Origin of the sequence: Isoptericola sp. NPDC056134 (genome assembly GCF_042264825.1) — a bacterium.
In the GTDB taxonomy this organism is placed as follows: Bacteria; Actinomycetota; Actinomycetes; order Actinomycetales; family Cellulomonadaceae; genus Isoptericola; species Isoptericola nanjingensis.
The window spans coordinates 61,445-81,407 of sequence record NZ_JBHJVM010000015.1 but is presented as its reverse complement, the minus strand read 5'-3'; the positions used below and the strand labels follow the sequence as shown (position 1 = coordinate 81,407).

Genomic DNA, 19,963 nt, shown 5'->3' with positions numbered 1-19,963 from the left:
GTGCCCGACCAGCTCCCGCCCGTGCCCGCGTCCCCGTTCGCCCACGTCGTGTACTACGAGCCGCGCATCCCGGGGAACACGGGCTCCGCCATCCGCCTCGCCGCCGTCACCGGGGCGCGGCTGCACCTCGTGGAGCCGCTGGGCTTCGACCTGTCCGAGGCGAAGCTCAAGCGCGCCGGGCTGGACTACCACGACCTGGCCGTCATGGACGTGCACCCGACGTTCGACGCCGCGCTCGACGCCCTGCCCGACGCGCGCGTCTTCGCGTTCACCGCGCACGCCGACACCACCTACACCGACGTCGAGTACCGCCGCGGCGACATCCTGCTCTTCGGCCCCGAGCCGACCGGCCTGCCCGACGAGGCGATGGACCATCCGCGCGTCACCGACCGCGTGAAGATCCCCATGCTGCCCGGTCGGCGCTCGCTCAACCTCACCAACGCCGCGTCCATCGTCGTCTACGAGGCGTGGCGGCAGGCGGGCTTCCCGGGCGCCGTCTGAGCGCGACGCGGCGCGTCTCGCGGCGCCGTCACCCGGGCAGGACGTCGATGATTCCCCGGTACTCCAGCGGCGCACGGTCGTGCACGTTCGCGCCCGGCCCGGTCATGCGTCCACGCCGACGACGCGGACGAGCTCTCCCAACCTGGCCATGACGTCGGAGCCCGGGTCGGCGTCCGTGACGACGCCCGCGACGGCGTCGAACCCGATCACCTCAAACGGCGACGCGGCCCCGACCTTCTCCGACGAGCCCAGCACGAAGGTCTCCGCGGCGCGGCCGGCCAGCGCCCGCTTCATGGCGGCCTCGTCCGGGTCGCCGGTGGTGAGCCCGGCGTCGGGGTGGATGCCCGTGACCCCGAGGAGGAAGACGTCGGCGGAGATCCGCCGCGCGGCCTCGACCGCGGCCGCGCCGCTCGCCACCGCGGAGTGCTTGAAGAGCCGGCCGCCGAGGACGAAGACCTCGGCCACGGGGTGCTCGACCAGCGCCGTCGCCACGGTCGGGCTGTGCGTGACCACGGTGCACCCCAGGTCCGGCGGGAGCGCCCTTGCCACCGCGAGCGCCGTCGTCCCGCCGTCGAGGATCACCGTGCTCCCCGGGTCGATCAGCCGCACCGCCGCCGCGGCGACGCGCTCCTTGCCCGCCACCTCGACCCGCTGCCGGCCGGCGTAGTCGACGACCGCCGGGGACACCGGCAGCGCGCCTCCGTAGACGCGCTGGCACAGCCCCTCGGCCGCCAGCTCGCGCAGGTCGCGCCGGATGCTGTCCTCCGACAGGCCGAGCTCCGCCGCAGCCGTCTTGGCCACGACCTTGCCGTCGCGACGGAGGGTCTCGAGGAGGTGGTCACGCCTCTCGGCAGCGAGCATCGCGCTTTCTCGTTTCTTCGTAGTCCTGCATGTTTATGTCTAGTCTACGGGCATGACCCGACCACTGCTCATCCTCGTCGCCGGCCCCTACCGTTCCGGCACCGACGGCGACCCCGCCGCGATGGAGGCCAACCTGCGCCGGCTCGAGGAGGCCGCCTGGCCCGTCTTCGCCGCCGGGCACGTCCCCGTGGTCGGCGAGTGGGTGGCGCTGCCGGTGCTGCGCTCGGCCGGCGCCACGCTGGACGACGACCTCGCGGACGACGTGCTCTACCCGACGGCGCAGCGGCTGCTGCAGCACTGCGACGCCGTGCTCCGGCTGCCCGGCGAGTCGACCGGGGCCGACCAGGACGTCGCGATCGCCGAGAGCCGGGGCATCCCCGTCTACTACGACGTCGCCGACGTGCCGCGTCTCGCGGACGCCGACCGGTGAGCGGCCTTCCCGGCGTCGACGTCCCCGACCACCGCGGCCGGACCGGCCTCGACCGGGCCGGACGGGACCTGCGCCGCAACCCGGACGTGGTCGTGCGCGACGTCGAGCTCACCTCCCGGGGCTGGCACGTGCTGCGCCGCACGACGTTCGACCATCGCCGGCGTGACGGGAGCTGGCGCACCCTCGAGCGGGAGACCTACGACCGCGGGGACGGCGCCACGATCCTGCTGCACGACGACGCGCGGTCCACCGTGCTGCTCACCCGCCAGTTCCGGTTCCCGGCGTACGTCAACGACCACCCGGACGGGATGCTGATCGAGACGGCCGCGGGCCTGCTCGACGACGACGACCCCGAGACCGCGATCCGCCGCGAGGTGGCCGAGGAGCTCGGTGTCGCCGTCGGCCCGGTCGCGCACGTCTTCACCGCGTACATGAGCCCCGGCTCCGTCACGGAGAAGGTCCACTTCTACGCCGCGCCCTACACGCCGGGCGACCGTGTCGGACCCGGCGGCGGGGTCGCCCACGAGGGCGAGGACATCGAGGCCGTCGAGCTCCACCGCGACGACGCCCTGGCCATGGTCCGCGACGGCCGCATCGTCGACGGCAAGACCATCATGCTGCTCCAGTGGTGGGCACTGCGGGGCTGACGACAGGATGTGCACCATGCGCAGCAGCCTCTTCCACCACACCGAGCCGCAGGGCGAGCCCGGCAGCTTCCAGCTCGTCAACCCGCGGATGCTCAAGGTCGACCTCGCCGGCTCCGGTGGGTTCTTCTACGCCAAGCAGGGGTCGATGGTCGCCTACCAGGGCGACGTCGACTTCGCCTACGAGGGCGCGGGCGGCATGACCAAGCTCTTCAAGAAGGCGTTCACCGGCGAGGGCATGTCCCTGATGAAGGTGTCCGGCAGCGGCGACGTCTTCCTCGCCCAGGACGCCGACGAGGTGTTCGTGCTGTACCTGGAGAACGAGAGCGTCACCGTCTCGGGCAGCAACATCCTCGCGTTCGAGAGCTCGCTGACCTGGGACATCAACCGCGTGCAGGGCGCGTCGGTGCTCAGCGGCGGGCTGTTCAACACCACGTTCACCGGCTCCGGCGCGCTCGCCGTCACCGCCTACGGCACCCCCGTGGTGCTCGAGGTCGACGAGCCCACCTACGTCGACATGCAGAGCGTGGTGCTCTGGTCCACGACCCTCACCAGCACCGTGCGCAAGACGGCGAAGCTCGGCGCCGCCATCGGCCGCGGCTCGGGCGAGGCGTACCAGCTCGGGCTCACCGGCCAGGGCATCGTCGTCGTGCAGGCGTCCGAGGGCCACCCGCTGCCGAACCAGAACTGACACCGGTCCCGGCGGCGCCCGGCCGTTGGCGCGTCCCGGCACGCCTGGGATGCTCGGCCCATGACGCCCCGCGACCGTGCGCTGCCGAGCGATCCCGAGCATTCCCGCGGACTGGTCCTCCGCTGGGCCGGCCCGACGGCGGCGCAGCCCGACATCGAGCTCCTCGCCGTCGACCTCGTCAACGAGGGCACCGAGCTCTGGACCCCGCGGGAGGAGGACCTCATCGTCGCGGGAGGCCTGCTGCTGTCTCCCGGGGAGGAACGCGCGTCCTTCGGCTTCGGCTTCTTCGGGAGCCAGGGGGCCGCCGTCCCCTTGGGACCCGGCGACTACGCACGCCTCCCGGTGTCGATCGGCGGCTCCGAGTGGGCGCGTGCGAAGCCCGGCCCAGCGCACGTCCGCGCCGTGCTCCCCACGCTCAGCCTCTGGACGGAGGATCTGCTCCCCGTGGACTTGACCGCCGACGTCATCGACCGACACCGCCTGGAGGACCTGCCTCTCGCGGAGCCGGAGTAGGGCGTCCTGGCCGTTCACCGGCGTCAGGCGGGCGCGAGCACCTCGACGCGGTTGCCCGCGCCGTCGCGGGTGTGGAACCTCAGGTACCCCGCGAAGGTCGTCCGCTCGGAGCGGTCGACGGCGAAGCCCGCATCCTCCAGCCGGTCCGCCGTCGCGTCGAGCGCGGCGACGTCGTCCACCACCAGGGCCGGGTGCGCCTTGCGCGCCGGGACGAACGGGTCCTCCACGCCGACGTGGATCTCCGCGACGACGGCGCCCCGCGCGTCGACCCCCCGGAACCAGCAGCCGCCGCGTCCCGCCAGCTCCGGCGGCTTCGCCACCTCGGTCAGGCCGAGCCCGGCGCCGTAGAACGCGCGTGCCGCGTCTTCGCCGCCCGGCGGGCAGGCCACCTGCACGTGATGCAGCCGCATGTCGTCTCCTCGTCTCCGAAAAGTATCTCGACGTCAAGATATCCGGTCGCGTGCGCGCTCTCGACGACGGCGCTCCGCGGCAGCCCGGACGGCCCACCCGTCGCCCATGAAGATCGGCACATCGACCAGGAACCGGCCGAACGGAGCGAGGTCGGGCGCGAGCGCCTCGATCGCGTAGACCGACGCGCCCGCAAGGGTCACGAACAGCGCAGCGACGAGGACGACTCGCACCGCCTCAGCCCTCCAGGAGCCACGTCGCGGCGCGGCGCAGGAGCTCGGCGTGGGACGGCGAGTCGTAGGCGCGGACGTCGTGCCCCAGTCCGCTGTACACGGTGCGGCCGCCGTGCGCGTCGGCGACCCACACGGCGGGGTGCCGCTCCCCGTCGTCGCCGATCACCCAGCCCAGCACCTGCGACGACGGCGCCACGCGCAGGTGGCAGTACCGCTCGTCGACCACCTCGACGGCCCCGATCCCCTCCGTGATCGCGTGCGCCCCCACGGCCAGCGGCACCGTGGTGGGACCCAGCGGCGGGTGCATCGACTCCCCTGGCACCCACCGGCCACCGAGCACCTCCTCCCACTCCGGGTGGTCGCCGAACGCGTTCGCCGCCTGGTGCACCGCGAGGATCCGTCCGCCGGCGCGCGCCCACGCGTCGAGGCGCGCGTGGAACGGCGCCCAGGCCGCGTCGTCGGGGCCGATGCCGGCCTCCCGGAGCCCCGGCCACGGCGTGCCGGCGTTGACGACGAGCAGGTCGATGTCGTCCAGGTCGTCGAGGGCGTCGGGGAACGTCGAGCGGACGACGACGTCGGGGGCGCCGCCGTCCGGGTCCAGCCCGGAGAGCACCAGCGCCAGCCGGTGCGACGTCGCCGCGTGGTCGTGCCAGGGGTCCTCGTGGCGGCCGCGGCCGGCGAGGATCAGGATGCGGGGAGGTCGGGAGTCGCGCGTCGTCGTCACGACGCCCCATCCTGCCGGTCGGGACCCGCCGGGGGCCACCGAACGATCGGGATCGATCGCGCCGTCGGGTCAGCCGACGACGAGCCGCACGAGCGCGTCGACCCGACGGTCGTCGTTGCCGGCCGACAGACGCCCCGCCCGGTGCAGCGCGACGAGGCCGTGCACGGCGCCCCACAGCACCTCGGCCGCGGTCGCCGGGTCGGAGGGCGGCGCCTCGAGCCCCGCCAGCGCCCCCTCGATCGCCGCGAAGCCCGCGCGGAGGGTCTCCGGCGTGTCGTCCGAGGCGAACGGGACCAGCACGGGCAGGAGGAACATCGCGTCGTAGGTCGCGGGGTGCCGCGCGGCGAAGTCCAGGTACGCCGTCACCAGCGCGCGCACCCGCGCGGCGTCCGTCCCTGTCTGCCCGGACGTCGCGGACGAGAGGACGTCGGCCAGCTCCTCGAACCCTGCCAGGGCGACCGCGGTGACGATCTCCGTGCGCCCCTGCGGGAAGTGCCCGTAGAGCACCGGCTGGCTGTACTCGATCGCGTCCGCGAGCCGCCGGGTCGTCACGGCCTCCCACCCCTGCTCCTCGGCGAGCGCGCGGGCGGCGGCCACGATGCGATCCCGGCGCTCGGCGACCTGGCGGGCTCGTCGTGCAGCGGCAGCGGTCGTCATGCCAGCGACTCTAGCACTGCTAGACGATCGCTGATATGTTCTCTAGCGCTGCTAGATCTAGCGGCGCTAGCCCACGGAACGGAGCAGGGCCATGGAGTGGTTGCCGATCGTCGCCGTCGTCGTCACCGGGCTGATGGTGGGGGTGGAGCTGTCCGTCGCGTTCGTGATGAACCCGATCTTCGACAGCCTGCCCGACGGCGCCGGGATCCTCGCCCGTGCCCACGGCGGCCGGATGCTGGGGCGCCTCATGCCCTTCTGGTACATCGGCTCGACTCTGCTGGTCGCCGGCACCGCGCTGGTCGTCCCCGATGCCGCGGTCGTGGCCTGGGCCGCCGTCGGCCTGCTGCTCGTCAGCGTCGTCCTGTCCGTCACCCTGCTGGTGCCGATCAACGACCGGGCCAAGACCTGGACCGCCGAGACCGCCCCCGCCGACCACCGCGAGCAGGCCACGCGCTGGGACCGGCTGCACCTGGTGCGCCTCGCGGTGATCGTCGCGGCGTTCGTCCTGGTGACGGTGGCCGCCGCCCGGTGACGGCCACCGTCCGCGCGCCTCAGGCCTCCAGGAGCACCGCGGACCCCTGGCCCCCGCCGCCGCACAGCGCGGCGGCGCCCACCGAGCCGGGCCCGAGCAGCTCCAGCCGCCGGGCGAGGTGCCCCACCACGCGCGCGCCGGACGCCCCGATCGGGTGCCCCAGCGCGATGGCGCCGCCGTGCGCGTTCACCAGCTCCGGGTCGAGGCCGAGCCTGTCCACCGACGCGAGCACGACCGCCGCGAACGCCTCGTTGATCTCGAGGGCGCCGAGGTCGCGCGGGGACAGGCCCGCCCGCTCGCAGGCGGCGGCGATCGCGTTCGCAGGCTGCGCGTGCAGGCCGACGTCGGGCCCCGCGACGAGCGCGTGGGAGCGCACGCGGACACCGGACAGCCCGCGTGCCTCCGCCACGTCGTCCGCCACGAGCACCAGGGCCGCCGCGCCGTCGGAGATCTGCGACGCGTTGCCGGCCGTGATGGTGCCGTCCTCCCGGAACGCCGGCCGCAGCCGGCCGAGACCGTCGAGCGTGGAGTCCGGGCGCACGCCGTCGTCGGCCTCCACCCGCACGGTGCCGCGCCGGCCGGGGACGTCGTAGGGCGCGATCTCCTCCGCCAGCAGGTCGGCCGCCTTGGCGGCCCGCGTGTGCGACGCGACGGCCAGCGCGTCCTGCGCCTCGCGCGTGTTCCAGGCCGCGGCGGCCATCGCCTCGCCGTGCCGCTCGGTGCTCAGCCCCATCGAGTCGTGCTCGAAGGCGTCGGTGAGCCCGTCGTGCGCCATCGTGTCGATCAGCTCGACCGGGCCGAACTTCTTCCCGGCGCGCGAGCCGACCCAGGCGTGCGGGGCCAGCGTCATCGACTCCATCCCGACCACCGCGACGATCGTCGCCTCGCCGCCCGAGATCAGCCGGTGCGCCTGCACCACCGCCTCCGCCCCGGACAGGCAGACGGCGTTGAGCGTCACGGCCGGCACGGTCATCGGCACTCCTGCGCCGACACCCGCCTGCCGGGCCGGGTTCTGCCCCGCGCCGCCCTGCAGCACCTGCCCGCCGACGACGACGTCCACCTCCCCCGGCTCCACGCCCGCCGCCGCGAGCGCCGCCGCCAGCGCGTGCGCGCCCAGCGTCGTCGCCGGCACGGACGCGAACGCCCCGTTCGAGCGCACGAACGGCGTCCGCCGGTATCCCGCGATCACGGTCATCGTCGTCCCTCCTCCACCGCCGCGGCCGAGCCGTCGCCCGTCCCGGCGTCGTCCTCCGGATCGTCCTCCAGCTCCACGACCAGCTCGGCCTCGGTCGCCTCGCGCACCTCGTCGACGGTCACGCCCGGCGCCAGCCGCCGCAGCACGAACGCGGCCTCGAGGCCGTGGTCGGTCACGTCGAGCACGGCCCGGTCGGTGACGATCCGGTCGACGACGCCCTCGCCCGTGAGCGGCAGCGTGCAGCGCCGACGCAGCTTGGGCGACCCGTCGCGGGCCACGTGGTCCATGAGCGCGACGATGCGCCGCGCCCCGACGACGAGGTCCATCGCGCCGCCCATGCCCTTGACGAGCTTGCCGGGCACGGTCCAGCTCGCCAGGTCGCCGGTGGCGGACACCTGCAGCGCGCCCAGGATCGCGATGTCGATGTGGCCGCCGCGGATCATGGCGAACGAGTCGGCGGCGTCGAAGAAGCTCGCGCCGGGCACCGCGGTGACCGTCTGCTTGCCCGCGTTGATGAGGTCCGCGTCCTCGGTGCCCTCGACCGGGAACGGCCCGATGCCGAGCAGCCCGTTCTCGCTCTGCAGCGTGATCCCCACGCCGGGCGGCAGGTGGTTCGCCACCAGCGTCGGGATGCCGATGCCGAGGTTGACGTAGTCGCCGTCCTGCAGCTCGGCGGCGGCCACGGCGGCCATCTCGTCGCGCGTCCAGGTCATGCCGCACCTCCCGCCGTCGTCGTGTCGGCCACGCTGCTCGCCGGTGCGGGGCGCACCGTGCGCTGCTCGATGTCCTTGACCCGCTCGCGCGCGAGCACCAGGCGGTGCGTGTAGATGCCCGGCGTCACGACGACGTCCGGGTCGATCGGCTCGTCGGTGATCTCCTCCGCCTCGACCACGGTGACCCGCCCGGCCGTCGCGATCACCGGGTTGAAGTTGCGCGCCGTGTACCGGTAGACGAGGTTGCCGAACCGGTCCGCACGACGCGCGTGCACCAGCGACAGGTCCGCCACGATGGCGCGCTCCAGCACGTACCGCCGGCCGTCGATCTCGTCGACCGGCTTGCCCTCGGCGACGGGCGTGCCCACCCCGGTGGGCGTGTAGAACGCGGGGATGCCCGCGCCGCCCGCGCGCAGCCGCTCGGCGAGCGTGCCCTGCGGCACGAACTCCACCTCGAGCGCGCCGTCCAGGTACTGCTGCGCGAACAGCTTGTTCTCCCCCACGTACGACGACAGCACCCGCCGCACCTGGTCGTTCTCCAGCAGGATGCCGAGCCCCTTGCCGTCCACGCCCATGTTGTTGGACACGACCGTCAGGTCCTTCACCCCGGAGTCGCGCACCGCCTCGATGAGGTCGTTCGGGTTGCCGCTCAGGCCGAACCCGCCGACGGCGATGGTCATGCCGTCGTGCAGCAGGCCGTCCAGCGCGGCCACGGCGCTGGGCTGCAGCCGGTCCACCGTCCTCGACACCGTCATCGTCGTCCCCCGTTCTCCTCGACCGTACGTCCGACGGCGGGGCCGTCGGGAGTGCCTTGCGCGCCCTGCTCCGCCTGCTCGGACCTGCGCAGCACCGCCTCGGCGTGCCGCAGCAGCGGCGCGTCGACCATCCGGCCGCCGACGGTGAGCACGCCGGAGTCGGCCGACACGCGCCGTCCGTGCTCACCGGCGTGCTCACCGGCGTGCTCACCGGCGTGCTCACCCGCGATGCCCGCGAGCGCCTCCGCCCGGCCGGACGCCGCGGCGAGCACCTCGCGTGCCCGCTCCACCTCGGCCTCGGACGGCGCGAACGCGGCGCGCACGACGGCGACGTGGCTCGGGTGCACGCACAGCGACGCGACGAACCCGCTGGCCGCGGCGTCCTGCGCCTCGGCCCGCAGGCCCGCGAGGTCGTCGAGCTCGAGGTGCACGGCGTCGATCGCGGCCTTGCCCGCCGCGCCGGCCGCGAGCAGCACCGCCGACCGGGCGTGCCGCGCGACGTCGCGGTAGCCGCCGTCGACGAACCGGCTCGAGGTGCCGTGCAGCGACGCCACCAGGTCCTCCGCGCCCCACGCGAGCGCGACGACGTCGGGCCGCGCGGCCAGGGCGGGCGCGGCGAGCACTCCCGCCGCCGTCTCGCACAGCGCGACGACGGCGTACGGGCCGCCGTCCGGCGCGAGCAGCGGGCCGACGAACCGGCCGTCCGCCTTCGGCAGCATCACCGTGCGGTACGGCGTGCGGGCCAGGGCGGCGAGGTCGGCGTCGTGCTCGGGGGTGCCGACCGCGTTGACGCGCACGATCACCCGTTCCGGGTCCAGCACCGTGTCCACCAGCGCGGCGCGGGCCGCCTCCTTGCGCCCGGGCGCGACGGCGTCCTCGAGGTCAAGGATCGCCGCGTCGGCGCGGTCCAGGGCCTTGGCGAACCGGTCGGGCCGGTCGGCCGGGCAGAACAGGAGCGCCGGCCCGAGCGTGAACGGGGCGGGGTTCACAGCACGCCCCCGCCGTGCTCGCTGGCGTTCTTGTGCTCGTGCTCCTCGTGGCCCTCGCGCGTCCACATCAGCATCGTCCGCCCCGCCTTCGCCACGACCTCGCCGTCCTGGTTGCGGCCCACGTGCTCGACGGTCACGACGCCCGTGCCGGGGCGCGAGCGCGACAGCCGCCGGTCGACGACCGTCGTCTCCCCGTACAGCGTGTCGCCGTGGAACATCGGGTGCGGGAACGCCACCTCCGTGAAGCCGAGGTTCGCCACGAGCGTCCCGCGCGTCAGGTGCGCCACCGACAGCCCCACCAGCGTGGCCAGCGTGAGCATCGAGTTCACCAGGGGGCGTCCGAACGGCTGCGTCGCCGCCCACGCCGCGTCCAGGTGCAGCCCCTGCGGGTTCATCGTGACGGACGTGAACAGCACGTCGTCCGCCTCCGTCATCGTGCGGCCCGGCCGGTGCACGTACCGCACGTCCGGGTCCAGCTCGTCGTAGTACAGCCCGCGCTGCACCTCGTCACGCATCGCGCCCTCCCTCGTCCGTGCCGAGCAGGCAGCTGCGCACGTTCTGAGCCGTCTGACGGTGCGCAGCTGCATGGTCGGCGGTCACGACGCCAGCCCCAGGTCGCGGGCGATGATCATGAGCTGCACCTCCGTGGTGCCCTCGCCCACCTCGAGGATCTTGGAGTCCCGGTAGTGCCGGGCCACCGCGTTCTCGTTGAGGAAGCCGTAGCCGCCGAAGATCTGCGACGCGTCGCGGGCGTTCGCCATCGCGGCCTCCCCGCCCACGAGCTTCGCGACGGACGCCTCCGCCTTGAACGGCTTGCCGTGCACCTGCTTGAGCGCGGCGTCCAGCCAGCACAGGCGGGCCGAGTGCACGCGCGCCTGCATGCGGGCCAGCGTGAACGCGATGTGCTGGTTGCCGCCGATCGCGTGGCCGAAGACCTCGCGCTCCTTCGCGTAGCGCAGGGCCTCCTCGAGGCAGCCCTGCGCGGCGCCCGTCGCGAGGGCGGCGAAGGCGATCCGGCCCTCGTCGAGCGCGCGCAGGAAGTTCGCGTACCCACGGCCCTGCTCGCCGAGCAGGTTCCCGGCGGGGACGCGGACCCCGTCGAGCGTCAGCGGGTGGGTGTCGGAGGTGTGCCAGCCGACCTTGTCGTAGCTGGGCTCCACCGTGAGGCCGGGCGTGCCGGACGGCACGAGGAACGACGACAGCTCGGGATGGGTCGCGCCGTCCGCGCCGGTGCGCGTCCCGGTCACCGCGGTGACGGTGATGACGCTGGTGATCGGCGTGCCGGAGTTGGTGATGAACTGCTTGGAGCCGTCGATCACCCACTCCCCCGTGGCCTCGTCCCGGCGCGCCGTGGTGCGCGTGGCGCCGGCGTCCGACCCCGCCCCCGCCTCCGTGAGGCCGAAGGCGGCGAGCGCGCGGCCGCTGACCAGGTCGGGCAGCCAGCGCTGCTTCTGCTCGTCCGTGCCGTGCCGGAAGATCGGCATGATGCCCAGCCCGACACCCGCCTCGAGCGTCACCGCGATCGACTGGTCCACCCGCGCGAGCGCCTCGACCGCGAGGCACAGGGACACGTAGTCCTTGCCCTGCCCGCCCACGTCCACCGGGAACGGCAGGCCGAACAGCCCCAGCTCGCCCATCTGCTCGATGATCTCGACCGGCAGGCGCCGCTCGGTGTCGTACCGGTAGGCAGCAGGCGCCACCACCTGGTCCGCGAACTCGCGCACCACGGCGCTGAGCTTCCGCTGCTCGTCGCTGAGCACGGTGGACTGGGTCTCGCTGATCATGACGCTCCTCGGGTGTCGGAGTGTGCTGCCGCCACGGCGGGGTCTGCCGGCGCGGGAGCGTGGTCTTCGGGGGTGTCGACGGGTGGGTCGACAGGCTGTTCGGCGGTCGGATCGACGACGGCGACCACCTGGTCGAGGCGCACCTGGTCGCCGGCGCGCACGTCGAGGCGCACGACGCCGCCGATCGGCGCGAGCAGCGGGTGCTCCATCTTCATCGCCTCGACGACGACGACGGGCTGGCCGGCGACGACGACGTCGCCGTCCACGACGGGCACGGCGGACACCGTGCCGGGCATCGCGACGCGCACCGGTGCGCGGGTCGCTCCGCCCGCCGCGCCGTCGTCGCCGAGCGCGCGCTCCGCCCGCCGTCGTGCGGCCAGCGCCGCCCGGTCGAGCACCGTGCACGACGACGTCCGCCCGTCGAGGTGCGTCCACACCACCGCCGGCGCTGCTGTGAGCGGGCGGTCGGCCCCGTCGCCCGGCGTGCCGTGGGCGTGTCTCCCGCTCACAGCGGTGACCAGGGTGCGCGTGACGCCGTCGACGGTGAGCAGGTGGCGTCCGCGGACCGGGTCGTCCCGGGTGCGCAAGGAGGCGCGCACCGGCTCGTCGTCGTCGACGGTGACGACGGCGTCCTGGGGTGTCCCGATGACGGCGACGGCGTGCTCCGCGCCCGCCGCGTCGACGAGCACCGCGCGGCGCGGCACGGGCGCGCCGTTGAGCCGCCAGCCGTCGGAGGCGGCCCACGGGCCGGTCGCCGCGGGGGCGCCGGTGTCGACGGCGAGCAGCGCCGCCGCGACCAGCGACCCGTCAGGCGTCCGCGCCACCGGGGCAACCCGAGCGTCTGACACGTTGTCGGGGGCGTGCCGCGCGTCGGACAGCTCGGCGACGAAGCGGTCGATGAGGCCGGTGTCGAGGCGGCCGGCGCGCACGTCGTCGTCGGCGAGCAGGTCGCGCAGGAAGCCGGCGTTGGTCTCGACGCCCAGCACGACGACGTCGGCCAGCAGGCCGTCGAGCCGCGCGATCGCCTCGGCGCGGGTGGGCGCCCAGGCCACGGCCTTCGCGAGCATCGGGTCGTAGTCGCCGGTCACCGCGGCGCCCGCGAGCAGGCCGCTGTCCAGCCGCAGGGGAACGGCCCCCGGGCCGGCGGGGACGCCGGCGTCGTCGTACGCGAGCACCCGCCCGGCGGCGGGCAGGAACCCCCGCGCGGGCTGCTCGGCGTACAGGCGGGCTTCCACGGCGTGCCCGTCCAGCCGGACGTCGCCCTGTGCGAGGCCGAGCGGCTCGCCCGCCGCGACGCGCAGCTGCTGCTCCACCAGGTCGAGCCCGGTGACCAGCTCGGTCACGGGGTGCTCCACCTGCAGGCGGGTGTTCATCTCGATGAACCAGAACGCGCCGGGGTCGTCGCCGGGCACGAGGAACTCGACGGTCCCCGCGCCGACGTACCCCACCGACCGCGCCACCGCGCAGGCCGCCTCCCCGAGCCGGGCCCGGGTCGCGTCGTCGACGGCGGGCGACGGCGCCTCCTCCACCACCTTCTGGTGGCGGCGCTGCAGCGTGCACTCGCGCTCGCCCAGGTGCACGACGGCGCCGTGCGTGTCGGCCAGCACCTGCACCTCGATGTGCCGCGGGCGCTCGACGAGCCGCTCGAGCAGGAGCCCGTCGTGCCCGAACGACGCCGCGGCGACCCGCCGGGCCGACGCCAACGCGCCCGGCAGCTCGTCCGCCGCTCGCACGACCTCCATGCCCTTGCCGCCGCCGCCCGCGACGGGCTTGACGAGCAGGGGGAACCCGACGCCGTCCGACGCCGCGACGAGCGCCGCGTCGTCGAGCCCGTCGTCGAGCGTGCCGGGCAGCACGGGCACCTCGTGGGACGCGACGAGGCGCTTGGCCGCGGCCTTGTCCGCCATGGTCTCGAGCGCCTCGACCGACGGCCCGACGAAGACGACGCCGGCGCGCTCGCACGCCCGCGCCAGGGCGGGGTTCTCGGACAGGAAGCCGTAGCCGGGGTGGATCGCGTCGGCGCCCGTGGCGACGGCCGCCGCCACGACCGCCTCGACGTCGAGGTAGCTCTGCGCGGCCGGTGCCGGGCCGAGGCGGACGGCCACGTCGGCCTCCCGCACGTGCCGGGCGTCCGCGTCGGCGTCGGAGTACACGGCCACGGACCGGATCCCCAGCCGCCGCAGGGTGCCGATCACGCGGCACGCGATCTCGCCGCGGTTGGCGACGAGGACGGTCGAGAGCTCTCGGGTACCCATCGCCCTCACATCCGGAAGAGCCCGAAGCGGGGCTCGTCGTCGGGGGCGGTCGGGGAGCCGCCGGGCAGCGGGGTGCGGGCGCACACGCCCAGCGCGAGGCCCAGCACGCGGCGGGTGTCGGGCGGGTCGACGATGCCGTCGTCCCACAGGCGCGACGTCGCGTGGTACGGGTCGCCGGCCACCTCGTAGCCCTCGCGGATCTCGGCGCGGAAGGACTCCTCCTCGCCCGCGTCCCACTCCTCGCCGCGGCGGGCGAGCTGGTCGCGCTTCACGGTCGCGAGCACGGACGACGCCTGCGCGCCGCCCATCACCGAGATGCGGGAGCCGGGCCACGACCACAGGAAGCGCGGCGAGTACGCCCGCCCGCACATCGCGTAGTTCCCGGCGCCGAACGAGCCGCCCACGATGACGGTCAGCTTCGGCACGCGGGTCGTCGCGACGGCGGTGACCATCTTGGCGCCGTCCTTGGCGATGCCGCCCGCCTCCGCGTCGCGGCCCACCATGAACCCGGAGATGTTCTGCAGGAACAGCAGCGGGATGCCGCGCTGGTCGCACAGCTCCACGAAGTGCGCGCCCTTGAGCGCCGACTCGCGGAACAGCACGCCCGCGTTGGCCAGCACCCCCACCGGGTGGCCGTGGATCCGCGCGAACCCCGTGACGAGCGTCGTGCCGTACTCCGGCTTGAACTCGTGCAGCTCGCTCCCGTCGACGATCCGGGCGATCACCTCGCGCGGGTCGTAGGGCTGCTGCACGTCCACCGGCACGGCCGCGTACAGGCCCTGCGGGTCGACGACGGGCTCCCGGGAGGGCGCGACGTCCCACGCTGGCTCCGGGTCCGGCGGCAGCGTGCTCACGATGTCGCGCACCAGGTCGAGCGCGTGCTCGTCGTCCTCGGCGAGGTGGTCGACGACGCCGGACCGCCGCGCGTGCAGCTCCCCGCCGCCCAGCTCCTCGGCCGTGACGTCCTCGCCGATCGCGGCCTTCACCAGCGGCGGGCCGCCCAGGAAGATCGTGCCCTGGTCGCGCACGATGACGGTCTCGTCGCTCATCGCCGGCACGTACGCGCCGCCCGCGGTGCACGAGCCCAGCACGGCCGAGATCTGCGGGACGCGCGCCGCCGACAGCCTCGCCTGGTGGTAGAAGATCCGCCCGAAGTGGTCGCGGTCGGGGAACACCTCGTCCTGCCGGGGGAGGAACGCGCCGCCCGAGTCCACGAGGTAGACGCACGGCAGCCGGTTCTCCAGCGCGATCTCCTGCGCCCGCAGGTGCTTCTTCACGGTGAGCGGGTGGTAGGTGCCGCCCTTGACGGTCGCGTCGTTGCAGACCACCATCACCTGCCGCCCGCTCACCAGCCCGACGCCGGCGATGACGCCCGCGCCCGGCCAGGCCCCGTCGTCCACGCCGAACGCCGCGAGCGGCGCCACCTCGAGGAACGGGCTGCCCTCGTCGAGGAGCCGTGCCACGCGGTCCCGTGGCAGCAGCTTGCCGCGCGAGACGTGCTGGTCGCGGGCGCGCCGGGTGCCGCCCGCCGCGGCGACGGCGGTGCGCTCGCGGAGCCGGTCCGCGAGCGCCCGCTGCGCCTCTTCGTTGGCGCGGGCCGCGTCGGCGCGGGGGTCGACGGCGGAGTCGAGGACGGTCACGCGGGCTCCTCTCCCTCGGGGGCCGGGACGGGGGTGTCCCCGCCCAGCAGCACGGTGAGCGCCGGGTCGGCGAGCACCGCCCCCAGCTCGGCGAGGAAGCGGGCGCCCTGCTCGCCGTCCACCACGCGGTGGTCGAACGTGAGGCTGAGCGTCGTCACCTGCCGCAGCGCGACCTCGCCGTCGTGCTCCCACGGCCGGCGCGCCACCTGGCCGAGGCCGAGGATCGCGGGCTCGCCCGGGTTGAGGATCGGCGTGCCCGAGTCCACCCCGAAAACGCCGATGTTCGTGATGGTCAGCGTCCCGTTCATCAGCCGCTCGGGCGTGGTCCGGCCGGCCCGCGCCGTCGTCGTGAGGTCCGTCAGGGCGGCGGCCAACCCGGTGAGCGACAGCGTGTCCGCGGCGGGGACGTGCGGCGCGACCAGCCCGCGGTCCGTCGCGACGGCGATGCCGAGGTTCACGTGCGCGGGCCGGACGATCTCCGCCTCGCCGCCCGGCAGGTCGACCCAGCGGCTCGTGAGCGACGGGTGCTGCGGCAGCAGCGCGAGGACGGCGCGCGCCACCAGCGCGAGCACCGTGATCCGCTGACCGCCCGCCATCGGGTGCGTCTTGAGCCGGGCCAGCAGCTCCATGCTCGCCGTGACGTCCACGGTGAGGAACACCGACGCCTGCGGCGCCGCCGCGCTCGCGACCATCGCCGCGGCCGTGCGCCTGCGGACGCTGCGCACCGGGGTGCGTGTCTCGCCGTCCGCCGTCCTCGCGGGGGCCGACGTCGGGCCCTGTGCCACCGGGCCCGCGGTGCCCGACGACGCCGCCTCGACGTCGTCGCGCGTGACGCGGCCGTGCGGGCCCGTGCCCGTGATGGTGGCGAGGTCGATCCCGTGCTGCCGCGCCAGCGCCCGCACGACCGGCGTCGACCGCGGCCGCTCCCCCCGCCCGTCCGGCGACGGGGACGACGCGACGCCGTTCGCGGAAGCTGTCGGGGCCGGGGTCGCCGCCGCGGCGGGAGCCGGGACGGCGACCGGGGCGTCCCGGCGCCGTCGTCGCGCCGGGCGTCCCGTGCGCGCGGGGCGCGCGCCGTACCCGACGAGGTTCGGCTCCGGGCTGTCCTCCCCCGCCGAACCCGCAGAGTTGTCAGGACCAGGAGCAGGTTCTGGTGCACCTGGTCCTGACAGGTCGAAGGTGACCAGCGGCTCGCCGACCTCGACGGTCTGCCCCTCCTCGGCGTGCAGCACCCGCACGACGCCGGCGCACGGCGACGGCAGCTCGACCAGCGCCTTGGCGGTCTCCACCTCCGCGATCACCTGGTTGAGCTCGACGGCGTCGCCCACGGCCACGCGCCACTCGACGACCTCGGACTCGGTCAGCCCCTCGCCGAGGTCGGGCAGCTTGAACTCGCGCGTCGCCATCACGCTCCCACCTCCACGCCGGCGCCCGACGCCGGCACCCGGCCGAGCACACGGTCGACGGCGACGAGCACGCGGTCGAGGTCGGGCACCTGGTTGCCCTCGAGCTTCGCGGGCGGGTACGGGATGTCGTAGCCGGTGACGCGGGCGGGCGGCGCCTCGAGGAAGTCGAAGCAGCGCTCGGTGACCGACGTCGCGATCTCGGCGCCGACGCCGGCCTGCCGCGGCCCCTCGTGCAGCACGACGAGCCGCCCGGTGCGCCGCACGGACGCCGCGATCGTGTCGTGGTCGACGGGGGACAGCGAGCGCAGGTCGATCACCTCGACCGAGACGCCCTCGTCGGACGCCGCGGTGGCGGCGTCGAGCGCCGTCGCGACGTGCGAGCCGAACGTCACGAGCGTGACGTCGTCGCCCGGCCGGACCACCCGCGCGGTGCCCATCGGCGGCGCGTCGACGAGCGGCAGGTCCGCGTCCACCTCGCCCTTGACGTGGTACAGCCGCTTGGGCTCGAAGAACACGACCGGGTCGTCGCAGGCGATCGCCTGGCGCAGCACGGTCGACGCGTCCTGCGGGTTCGACACCGACACCACGCGCAGCCCGGCCGTGTGCACGAAGTACGCCTCCGGCGACTCGGAGTGGTGCTCGGCGGCGCCGATGCCGCCGGCCACGGGGATGCGGATCGTCACGGGCAGCTTCACCTTGCCGTTCGTGCGGGCGTGCATCTTGGCGAGCTGGCTGACGATCTGGTCGAACGCCACGTAGACGAAGCCGTCGAACTGGATCTCCACCACGGGCCGGTAGCCGCGGTACGCGAGGCCGACGGCGGTGCCGAGGATGCCGGACTCCGCGAGCGGCGTGTCCACCACGCGGCGGGGGCCGAACTCCGCCTGCAGCCCGTCGGTCACGCGGTACACGCCGCCGAGGCGGCCGATGTCCTCGCCGAGCACCATGACGGTCGGGTCGTCGGTCATCGCGCGGCGCAGCCCGGCGCCGAGCGCCTTGGCGAGCGTGAGCGTCTGGGTGGTCATCGGTCGGCCCCCTCGCCGCTCGTCGTCCCGGTGGTCGTGTCGGCGAAGCCCGCCAGGTACGCCGCGTGCTCAGCCCGCTCGGCCGCCACGGTCGCGTGCGGCTCGGCGTACACGTGGTCGAAGACGCTCAGCGGCGGCGGGTCCTCGAGGGCGACGACGCCGGCCCGCAGCTCGGCGGCGACGGCGTCGGCCGCCGCGCGCACCCGCGCCTCGTCGTCGTCGGTGAGCAGGCCACCGGCCCGCAGGTACGCCGCGAGCCGCGCGACCGGGTCGCGCTCGGCCCAGGCGTCCAGCTCGGACGCGTCGCGATAGCGGGTGGGGTCGTCGGCGGTGGTGTGCGGGCCCATCCGGTACGTCACGGCCTCGACGAACGTCGGGCCTCCGCCGGTGCGCGCCCGGTGCAGCGCCTCGCGCGTCACGGCGAGGACGGCGAGCACGTCGTTGCCGTCCACGCGCACGCCCGGGACGCCGAAGCCGTCCGCCCGGCGCACCAGCGGCACGCCCGACTGCAGCGTCACCGGCTCGGAGATCGCCCACTGGTTGTTCTGGCAGAACAGCACCAGCGGCACCTGCCACGTCGCCGCGAAGACGAACGCCTCGTTGACGTCGCCCTGGCTCATCGCGCCGTCGCCGACGTACGCCACGACGGCGGCCGTGCCGTCGTCGTCCGTCCCGTCCTGGCGCGGCTCGACGACGCCGCGCTCGACGTCCGCCTGGATCCCCAGCGCGTAGCCCACGCCGTGCAGCGCCTGCGCTCCGATGATGACCTGTGGCGTCGCCATGTTCACCGCGTACGGGTCCCAGCCCGACGCCGTGATGCCGCGCCACACGCGCAGCAGGTCCACGGGGGCGACGCCGCGCTTGCGGGCGACGGCGTGCTCCCGGTAGCTGGAGAACACGAAGTCGTCGGTGCGCAGGGCGGCGGCCGAGCCCACCTGGGCGGCCTCCTGGCCCTGCAGCGGCGGCCACAGCGCGAGCTCGCCCTGCCGCTGCAGCGCCGTCGCCTCGGCGTCGATGCGCCGGGCCACGACCATCTCCTCGTACAGCGCCAGCAGCGCCGCCCGGGCGTCGCCCGTGCCCGCGTCGACGTCCGTCAGCCAGCGGTCGAGCGCCGGGTCGGGGTGCCGCACGCCCTTCTCGTCGAGCAGGCGCAGCGGGATGTCGCCCGGCCGCGCCGTGCTCGCCGTGCCGGCCGCCGTCGTGCCCGGGTTCGTGCTGCCGTTCGTGCCGTCTGTCGTCGTTCCGTCCGTCGTACCGGACGCCGTCTCCGCCCGCGCTGCACCCGCTCGTGACAGGTCGTCGCGGGACGTCGAACCCATGGTGCTGGGCATCGTCGCCTCACCTCGCGTGTCGCCGGCCGCTCCGCGTCGAGCGCCGGATACCGCGAACGTAACGCCGCTCACAGAGTGCGACCAGCACCCCACGACACGTTGAGCAGAGTGCTCAGGCCGACGCCGTTAGGCTGGTCGATGTGCGCAGCTACGACGCCGTGGACCTGAGCCTCCTGACGGCCCTCGCCGACGACCCGCGGGCCACCGTCGCCGCCCTCGCGGAGCGCCTGCGCCTGTCCCGGAACACCGTGCACGCGCGGCTGACCCGGCTCGAGGAGTCGGGCGCCTTCCTCGACTTCGACCGCCGCATCAACCCCGCTGCCCTGGGCCACCCGCTGACGGCGTTCCTCGAGGTCACCGTGCGTCAGCGCGAGCTGCCCGCCATCGTCGACCGGCTGGCGGAGATCCCGGAGGTCGTCCAGGCGTACGGGCACAGCGGCGCCGCCGACCTCCGCGTGCACGTCGTGTGCCGGGACACCGACCACCTGTTCCGCATCGACGCCGCCATCCTCGCCATCGACGGCGTCGAGCGCACCGAGACGTCGCTGTCCATGGGCGAGCTGATCCCCTACCGCATCCGCCCCCTGATCGAGGCGGCCCGGCGCTCCCTCTGACGTTCCTCCCGCGCGGCCTGCACCACCTGTCGAGCATGCGATCCGTCGCGGCAGGCCCACGG

The 19,963-nt window shown here is 74.8% G+C and carries 23 protein-coding genes; 7 read left to right on the top strand and 16 right to left on the bottom strand.

Going from position 1 to position 19,963, the window contains the following annotated elements; translation table 11 throughout:
- The gene (locus tag ACFCZN_RS15070) at nucleotides 1-501 is read left to right on the top strand and encodes a tRNA (cytidine(34)-2'-O)-methyltransferase (RefSeq protein ID WP_430557267.1); all 501 of its coding nucleotides are present in this window, start codon (nucleotides 1-3) and stop codon (nucleotides 499-501) included.
- A gap of 102 nt (nucleotides 502-603) precedes the next feature.
- On the opposite strand, the gene ACFCZN_RS15065 is transcribed toward ACFCZN_RS15070, so the two are convergent.
- Nucleotides 604-1,362 carry a DeoR/GlpR family DNA-binding transcription regulator gene (locus tag ACFCZN_RS15065; RefSeq protein ID WP_430557266.1) on the bottom strand — a complete coding sequence of 253 codons (759 nt, stop codon included), beginning with the start codon at nucleotides 1,360-1,362 and terminating at the stop codon, nucleotides 604-606.
- A 52-nt stretch (nucleotides 1,363-1,414) separates the two neighbouring features.
- On the opposite strand from ACFCZN_RS15065, the gene ACFCZN_RS15060 reads away from it, so the two are divergent.
- The 4 genes from ACFCZN_RS15060 to ACFCZN_RS15045 are packed head-to-tail and all read left to right on the top strand — an operon-like array spanning nucleotide 1,415 to nucleotide 3,640.
- Nucleotides 1,415-1,792, top strand: coding sequence for a DUF4406 domain-containing protein (locus ACFCZN_RS15060; protein ID WP_430557265.1), 378 nt, complete (start codon nucleotides 1,415-1,417; stop codon nucleotides 1,790-1,792).
- Nucleotides 1,789-2,439 carry an NUDIX domain-containing protein gene (locus ACFCZN_RS15055; RefSeq protein WP_429765027.1) on the top strand — a complete coding sequence of 217 codons (651 nt, stop codon included), beginning with the start codon at nucleotides 1,789-1,791 and terminating at the stop codon, nucleotides 2,437-2,439. The genes ACFCZN_RS15060 and ACFCZN_RS15055 overlap by 4 nt, the downstream gene beginning before the upstream one ends.
- Nucleotides 2,440-2,455: 16 nt before the next feature.
- Nucleotides 2,456-3,127 carry an AIM24 family protein gene (locus ACFCZN_RS15050; RefSeq protein ID WP_429765029.1) on the top strand — a complete coding sequence of 224 codons (672 nt, stop codon included), beginning with the start codon at nucleotides 2,456-2,458 and terminating at the stop codon, nucleotides 3,125-3,127.
- Between the two features lie 60 nt (nucleotides 3,128-3,187).
- Complete coding sequence (locus ACFCZN_RS15045; protein ID WP_430557264.1) at nucleotides 3,188-3,640, top strand: hypothetical protein; 453 nt, start codon at nucleotides 3,188-3,190, stop codon at nucleotides 3,638-3,640.
- Between the two features lie 23 nt (nucleotides 3,641-3,663).
- Here the strand turns inward: ACFCZN_RS15045 and ACFCZN_RS15040 are convergent, their stop codons facing one another.
- The 4 genes from ACFCZN_RS15040 to ACFCZN_RS15025 form a co-directional block, all read right to left on the bottom strand.
- The gene (locus ACFCZN_RS15040) at nucleotides 3,664-4,050 is read right to left on the bottom strand and encodes a VOC family protein (RefSeq protein WP_429765031.1); all 387 of its coding nucleotides are present in this window, start codon (nucleotides 4,048-4,050) and stop codon (nucleotides 3,664-3,666) included.
- A 33-nt stretch (nucleotides 4,051-4,083) separates the two neighbouring features.
- Complete coding sequence (locus tag ACFCZN_RS15035; RefSeq protein WP_430557263.1) at nucleotides 4,084-4,281, bottom strand: hypothetical protein; 198 nt, start codon at nucleotides 4,279-4,281, stop codon at nucleotides 4,084-4,086.
- A gap of 4 nt (nucleotides 4,282-4,285) precedes the next feature.
- Nucleotides 4,286-5,005, bottom strand: a complete 720-nt coding sequence (locus tag ACFCZN_RS15030) for a ThuA domain-containing protein (protein WP_429765035.1) — start codon at nucleotides 5,003-5,005, stop codon at nucleotides 4,286-4,288.
- A gap of 69 nt (nucleotides 5,006-5,074) precedes the next feature.
- On the bottom strand, nucleotides 5,075-5,662 hold the full coding sequence (locus tag ACFCZN_RS15025) for a TetR/AcrR family transcriptional regulator (RefSeq protein ID WP_430557262.1): 588 nt from the start codon (nucleotides 5,660-5,662) through the stop codon (nucleotides 5,075-5,077).
- A gap of 91 nt (nucleotides 5,663-5,753) precedes the next feature.
- On the opposite strand from ACFCZN_RS15025, the gene ACFCZN_RS15020 reads away from it, so the two are divergent.
- Entirely contained in the window at nucleotides 5,754-6,194 is a 441-nt protein-coding gene (locus ACFCZN_RS15020) for an anthrone oxygenase family protein (RefSeq protein ID WP_429765039.1), read from the top strand.
- Nucleotides 6,195-6,213: 19 nt separating this feature from the next.
- On the opposite strand, the gene ACFCZN_RS15015 is transcribed toward ACFCZN_RS15020, so the two are convergent.
- The 11 genes from ACFCZN_RS15015 to ACFCZN_RS14965 all read right to left on the bottom strand — a co-directional run bounded on the left by ACFCZN_RS15015 (nucleotide 6,214) and on the right by ACFCZN_RS14965 (nucleotide 19,287).
- Nucleotides 6,214-7,389 carry an acetyl-CoA C-acyltransferase gene (locus ACFCZN_RS15015; protein ID WP_430557261.1) on the bottom strand — a complete coding sequence of 392 codons (1,176 nt, stop codon included), beginning with the start codon at nucleotides 7,387-7,389 and terminating at the stop codon, nucleotides 6,214-6,216.
- Entirely contained in the window at nucleotides 7,386-8,102 is a 717-nt protein-coding gene (locus ACFCZN_RS15010) for a CoA transferase subunit B (protein WP_429765042.1), read from the bottom strand. The genes ACFCZN_RS15015 and ACFCZN_RS15010 overlap by 4 nt, the downstream gene beginning before the upstream one ends.
- Entirely contained in the window at nucleotides 8,099-8,857 is a 759-nt protein-coding gene (locus ACFCZN_RS15005; protein ID WP_429765044.1) for a CoA transferase subunit A, read from the bottom strand. Before ACFCZN_RS15005 ends, ACFCZN_RS15010 begins: the two co-directional genes overlap by 4 nt.
- Nucleotides 8,854-9,846, bottom strand: coding sequence for an HpcH/HpaI aldolase/citrate lyase family protein (locus ACFCZN_RS15000; protein WP_429765046.1), 993 nt, complete (start codon nucleotides 9,844-9,846; stop codon nucleotides 8,854-8,856). The genes ACFCZN_RS15005 and ACFCZN_RS15000 overlap by 4 nt, the downstream gene beginning before the upstream one ends.
- Nucleotides 9,843-10,361, bottom strand: coding sequence for a MaoC family dehydratase (locus tag ACFCZN_RS14995; RefSeq protein ID WP_429765048.1), 519 nt, complete (start codon nucleotides 10,359-10,361; stop codon nucleotides 9,843-9,845). The genes ACFCZN_RS15000 and ACFCZN_RS14995 overlap by 4 nt, the downstream gene beginning before the upstream one ends.
- Nucleotides 10,362-10,442: 81 nt before the next feature.
- Nucleotides 10,443-11,630, bottom strand: coding sequence for an acyl-CoA dehydrogenase family protein (locus ACFCZN_RS14990; protein WP_429765049.1), 1,188 nt, complete (start codon nucleotides 11,628-11,630; stop codon nucleotides 10,443-10,445).
- Nucleotides 11,627-13,885: a biotin carboxylase N-terminal domain-containing protein gene (locus ACFCZN_RS14985; RefSeq protein WP_430557260.1), complete on the bottom strand. Its 2,259-nt coding sequence runs from the start codon at nucleotides 13,883-13,885 to the stop codon at nucleotides 11,627-11,629. Before ACFCZN_RS14985 ends, ACFCZN_RS14990 begins: the two co-directional genes overlap by 4 nt.
- Nucleotides 13,886-13,890: 5 nt before the next feature.
- Complete coding sequence (locus ACFCZN_RS14980; protein WP_430557259.1) at nucleotides 13,891-15,525, bottom strand: carboxyl transferase domain-containing protein; 1,635 nt, start codon at nucleotides 15,523-15,525, stop codon at nucleotides 13,891-13,893.
- Nucleotides 15,522-16,931 carry a dihydrolipoamide acetyltransferase family protein gene (locus ACFCZN_RS14975; RefSeq protein ID WP_430557284.1) on the bottom strand — a complete coding sequence of 470 codons (1,410 nt, stop codon included), beginning with the start codon at nucleotides 16,929-16,931 and terminating at the stop codon, nucleotides 15,522-15,524. The genes ACFCZN_RS14980 and ACFCZN_RS14975 overlap by 4 nt, the downstream gene beginning before the upstream one ends.
- Nucleotides 16,931-17,956 carry an alpha-ketoacid dehydrogenase subunit beta gene (locus ACFCZN_RS14970; RefSeq protein ID WP_430557258.1) on the bottom strand — a complete coding sequence of 342 codons (1,026 nt, stop codon included), beginning with the start codon at nucleotides 17,954-17,956 and terminating at the stop codon, nucleotides 16,931-16,933. The genes ACFCZN_RS14975 and ACFCZN_RS14970 overlap by 1 nt, the downstream gene beginning before the upstream one ends.
- Complete coding sequence (locus tag ACFCZN_RS14965) at nucleotides 17,953-19,287, bottom strand: thiamine pyrophosphate-dependent dehydrogenase E1 component subunit alpha (protein WP_430557257.1); 1,335 nt, start codon at nucleotides 19,285-19,287, stop codon at nucleotides 17,953-17,955. The genes ACFCZN_RS14970 and ACFCZN_RS14965 overlap by 4 nt, the downstream gene beginning before the upstream one ends.
- A gap of 140 nt (nucleotides 19,288-19,427) precedes the next feature.
- On the opposite strand from ACFCZN_RS14965, the gene ACFCZN_RS14960 reads away from it, so the two are divergent.
- Nucleotides 19,428-19,901 carry an Lrp/AsnC family transcriptional regulator gene (locus tag ACFCZN_RS14960; RefSeq protein WP_430547689.1) on the top strand — a complete coding sequence of 158 codons (474 nt, stop codon included), beginning with the start codon at nucleotides 19,428-19,430 and terminating at the stop codon, nucleotides 19,899-19,901.
- Nucleotides 19,902-19,963 lie beyond the last annotated feature (62 nt).